We start from the raw sequence: 3,715 nt of genomic DNA, 5'->3' as shown, positions 1-3,715 counted from the left end.
GAGGAGGGTGGGGGCGAGGCCCCGTTGTTGGGTTGGGGAGTTGTGAGGTTGGGGAGTTGGTGGGATAAGCGACGTTTATCCCTTTCGATATTCCGTGGGACTTACGCCCACATGTTCCTTGAAATATTTGCCCAAGAAGCTTTGGTTTGAGAAGTGGAGCTCTTGTGCTATCTCCTTAATGCTCTTGGTCGTGTTCTTAAGAAGGTTGCGTATTTCGAGTACCACGTAGCGATCTATCCACTCGTTGGGCGTGCGATGGCTCACGAGTTTTATGGTTTCCGACATGTATTTGGGCGATATACATAGCTGGGCGCTGTACCAACTGACGCGTCTTTTCGAGCGATAATTGAGTTCTACCAACTGTATGAAGTCGCGAAATATCTTGTCGGCCCGCGTGGCTTTAGGCTCATCATTGCTCATGATGTGGTGAAGCGCATTGCTGAGATCGTAGAAAAGGGTCGACAGAATGGCCCTTGCCACCTCGCGACGGAAGTGGTGTGACAGCTCGTCTACCTTGTCCTTAAGACAGTGGTAGTACTTGAGTATCATGTCGGAATCGGCCTGCGTGAGCGTCACGACGGGATGGTTGCGCGAGAAAAGGAAGAGCGAGGAAAGCTCGTGTACGTCGGATACGATTTCACGATAGTAGTCGTACGAAACCAAGAAGGCTATGCCGCTGCAGTCGGGGCTTAACGTGTAGTCGTCGATTACTTGTCCGTTGCCTATGATGAGTATGTCGTTGGCCTTTATTTTGTGCACTATGGTGTCCACGGTGTACTGTGCTTGGCCCTTGGTACATAGCGCTATGAGCAGGCTTCGCATGCGTCGGGGCTGCAAAGGGAATGGTATGTCGGCCACTTCGTCGATGAGTAATAGGTCGTTATCAATGTGGCTGCCTTTGTAAAGTTCGTAAACTGATTCAATTGAAATGGTTTCTAATGTAGACTTATTCATTCGTTTGAAGGGTTTATTCGTAGATAAAATCGACTGCCGATGGCCATACGGCGCCTTGCTCTATGGCCTCGAAGGCTTGTATTTGCCGAGGGTTGAAGCGTTCGTCGCCCCAAATGGCTATGCGACGGTAGAACGATGGGGTGAAGCGAGTTATGGCTTGCTCGTCGGTTTTGCCGTTGCAGCGGTAGCTGTGGCGGCCTATATGGATGGTTTGTCCGGGCCGGGCGTTGCGCAGGGTTAGGCGGAGAGAGCCGTAAAAGCCCGTGCCAAACTCGTAATATACCGTGTCGCCCACTATGTCGAAGTAGTTTTGGGTTCTTATGCGAGTAGGTTTGAGCCGGGGGCGGAAGTCGTCTTCCACGGTGTAACCTGCCCACGGCGAGGCCTTTATCTCCACGGCGGGTTGCCAAAGGGCCATGTCGGCAAAGTCGTCGGTCCACTTATGGGCGTAGCCAAGGCCGTCGATGGTTTCGCCACCTTGGTCGTTGAGGCGACGAGTAGCTGCGTGGCAGAGCCATCCCCGGTCGGCGTTGAGGGCGGTGGTGAGGCCGTCAGGGGTGGTGAGCGTGAGGGTGAGCGATAGTTGGCGACGCTCCGTGCCGGGGCGCAGGGGGCTGTACCATACGGCTATGGTGTTGTGGCCGCGGCGCAGGTAGCGGGTAATGTCGTAGCGAATGGCCTTGGCCGTCGTGTCGCCAAAGGCCCGATAGGGGGCGATGGTGGCCAAGTCGACCTTCCATTTATTGACATAAACGGCGAAATAGCCGGTCGACATGGCGGTAAGGATGGCCCTGCGGGGGCGCTCGGGCAGGCGGTAGGTTTGCTTAAACCATACCTGCGACGTGCTATCGGCCACGGGTGAGGCTATCCAATGGGCGTTAAAGGTTTGGGCCCAACCCGTGGTCAAGCCCTGAAAGAGTAAGAAAAGAAAGATGAAATATCTCATTGAATGGTTTTACTCAGGCCGGGTTTAATGAGGACAGTGCGCTGTTGGCCGTTAAAATTGACACGTATTTTGCCCCGATAGCCCCGTTTGTTGAGGATAACGGCACGCACGACACGTCCTTGTTTCCAGTCAATGCTCACCTCAAAACCGCCTCGGGCGCAGAGACCTTTCACGCTTCCGCTGCTCCATGCGGCGGGAAGGGCCGGCAGGAGGTCTATCTCGGGCATGGCGTTGTGGGCCGTGGCCGCGGGCGAAGTGGCGTTATGGGTGTATCGGCTCTGCAAAAGCATTTCGCAAACGCCGGCCGTTCCGCCGAAATTGCCGTCGATTTGGAAGGGCGGATGGGCGTCGAAAAGGTTGGGGTAGGTACCTCCGTGATAGCGACGGTCGGCCCCTTGGTACTTATCGGGCGTAACATAGCTGAGCAGTTTTTGGTAAATGCGGTAGGCGTTTTCGGCCTTATGGAGCCTTGCCCATAGGTTGATACGCCATCCCGTGGACCATCCCGTGGTTTCCTCGCCCTTGATTTCCAAGCTCCTCATGGCGGCTTGGGCCAGCTTAGGCGTGGCTTCGGTGGTGATATGGTGGCCGGGATATACGCCGATAAGGTGGCTCTGATGGCGATGTTTGAAGTCCCAATCGTCCCAATCGTAGTACCATTCGTTCAAATCTCCCATGTGTCCGATGGTGTAAGGGTGGAGTTCGCGGAGCATGGACTGCAGTTTGGCGGTGAAGTCATCGGCCGTTGAGATGATGGGCAGTGGCGAGTTGTAAAGCTCGGAGTGGGCTTGGAGCGTGTTTTGGAACAGCTCTCTTACGATGGCTAAGTCGGCCGTGCCGCCATAGCAGGTAGTGCCGTGGTAGCCTTGGGGCGTCTTGTATTCGTTCTCGGGTGAGGTGCTGGGCGCCGTTATCCACTTCTTAGGCTGTTTGGGGTTGCGAATGAGCCAGCGGGTCATGAAGTTTGTGGCGCCTTCTAACAAGGGGTAGGCCCTTTGGCGTAGGAAATCTTTATCCTGCGTGAAGGCATAATGCTCCCATGCGGCTTGCGAAAGCCATGCTCCACCCATGTTCCAATTGCTCCATTCGGGGCTTTCGCGCTTTTCGCCCACGGGGTTGGTCATGGCCCAAATGTCGCTGTTGTGGCTGGCGCTCCATCCCTCTTGTATGCCGTAATAGTTGCGGGCGGCGTATTGTCCGTTATCGGCCAAGGCGTCGAGGAAGTCCCATAGGGGCATGGCCATTTCGCTTAGGTTGCTTACTTCGGCCGGCCAGTAGTTCTCTTCTAAGTTAATGTTCATCGTATAGTTGCTGCGCCACGGTGCGACGAGGTAGGGATTCCACAGTCCTTGCAGGTTGGCGGGCACGCCGGGGGTGCGTGAGCAACTGATGAGGAGGTAGCGGCCGAATTGCATGTAGAGCGTTTCCAAGTAGGGGTTGCGCTCTTTGAGGTCGGTATAGGCCTTGAGTTGCTGCTCGGTGGTGCGCTGGTTATCGAATCGGGCGCCCGCCAATTGCAGCGAGAGGCGGCCGAAGAAGCTGCGGTAATCGGCCACGTGGCGTTGGCGGATGGCAGCGAAGTCGGTGTTGACGGTGTGCCATATTGCGTCAGCAGCCTTATCTATATAAGGTGCGCCCTGCGTTACGGGGTGGCGATTATAGCCGTTAAAGGACGTTTCGTTGACGATATAAAGGGTGGCTTCGGTAGCTTTTTCGATGACGAGGTTGCCATTCGATATGGATATTTGGCCATCCGGGCTTGTGGCTCGGGCTATCGTGCAGAAGTGGATGGTTTCTTTGGGGTCGCCGGTGGCG

Annotated in this window: 3 protein-coding genes; all 3 read right to left on the bottom strand. The window is 55.5% G+C overall.

What is annotated here, in order from left to right:
* Nucleotides 1-75: 75 nt before the first annotated feature.
* Nucleotides 76-954, bottom strand: coding sequence for a helix-turn-helix domain-containing protein (locus tag VIR50_RS08750; RefSeq protein ID WP_331934753.1), 879 nt, complete (start codon nt 952-954; stop codon nt 76-78).
* 13 nt (nt 955-967) lie between these two features.
* Entirely contained in the window at nt 968-1,900 is a 933-nt protein-coding gene (locus tag VIR50_RS08745; RefSeq protein ID WP_331934752.1) for an alpha-L-rhamnosidase N-terminal domain-containing protein, read from the bottom strand.
* A partial coding sequence (locus VIR50_RS08740) for a glycosyl hydrolase family 95 catalytic domain-containing protein (protein ID WP_331934751.1) occupies nt 1,897-3,715 on the bottom strand: 1,819 nt, incomplete at its 5' end. The genes VIR50_RS08745 and VIR50_RS08740, both read right to left, overlap by 4 nt.

Source organism: Prevotella sp. (assembly GCF_036570325.1).
GTDB lineage: Bacteria > Bacteroidota > Bacteroidia > Bacteroidales > Bacteroidaceae > Prevotella.
The sequence above is the reverse complement of the archived record's forward strand: the minus strand, read 5'-3'. Positions and strand labels throughout refer to the sequence as shown.

What these genes read in the sequence shown, in the direction of transcription:
- VIR50_RS08745 (WP_331934752.1), bottom strand. Translation starts at nt 1,900, where the DNA reads ATGAGATATTTCATCTTTCTTTTCTTACTCTTTCAGGGCTTGACCACG.
- VIR50_RS08750 (WP_331934753.1), bottom strand. Translation starts at nt 954, where the DNA reads ATGAATAAGTCTACATTAGAAACCATTTCAATTGAATCAGTTTACGAA.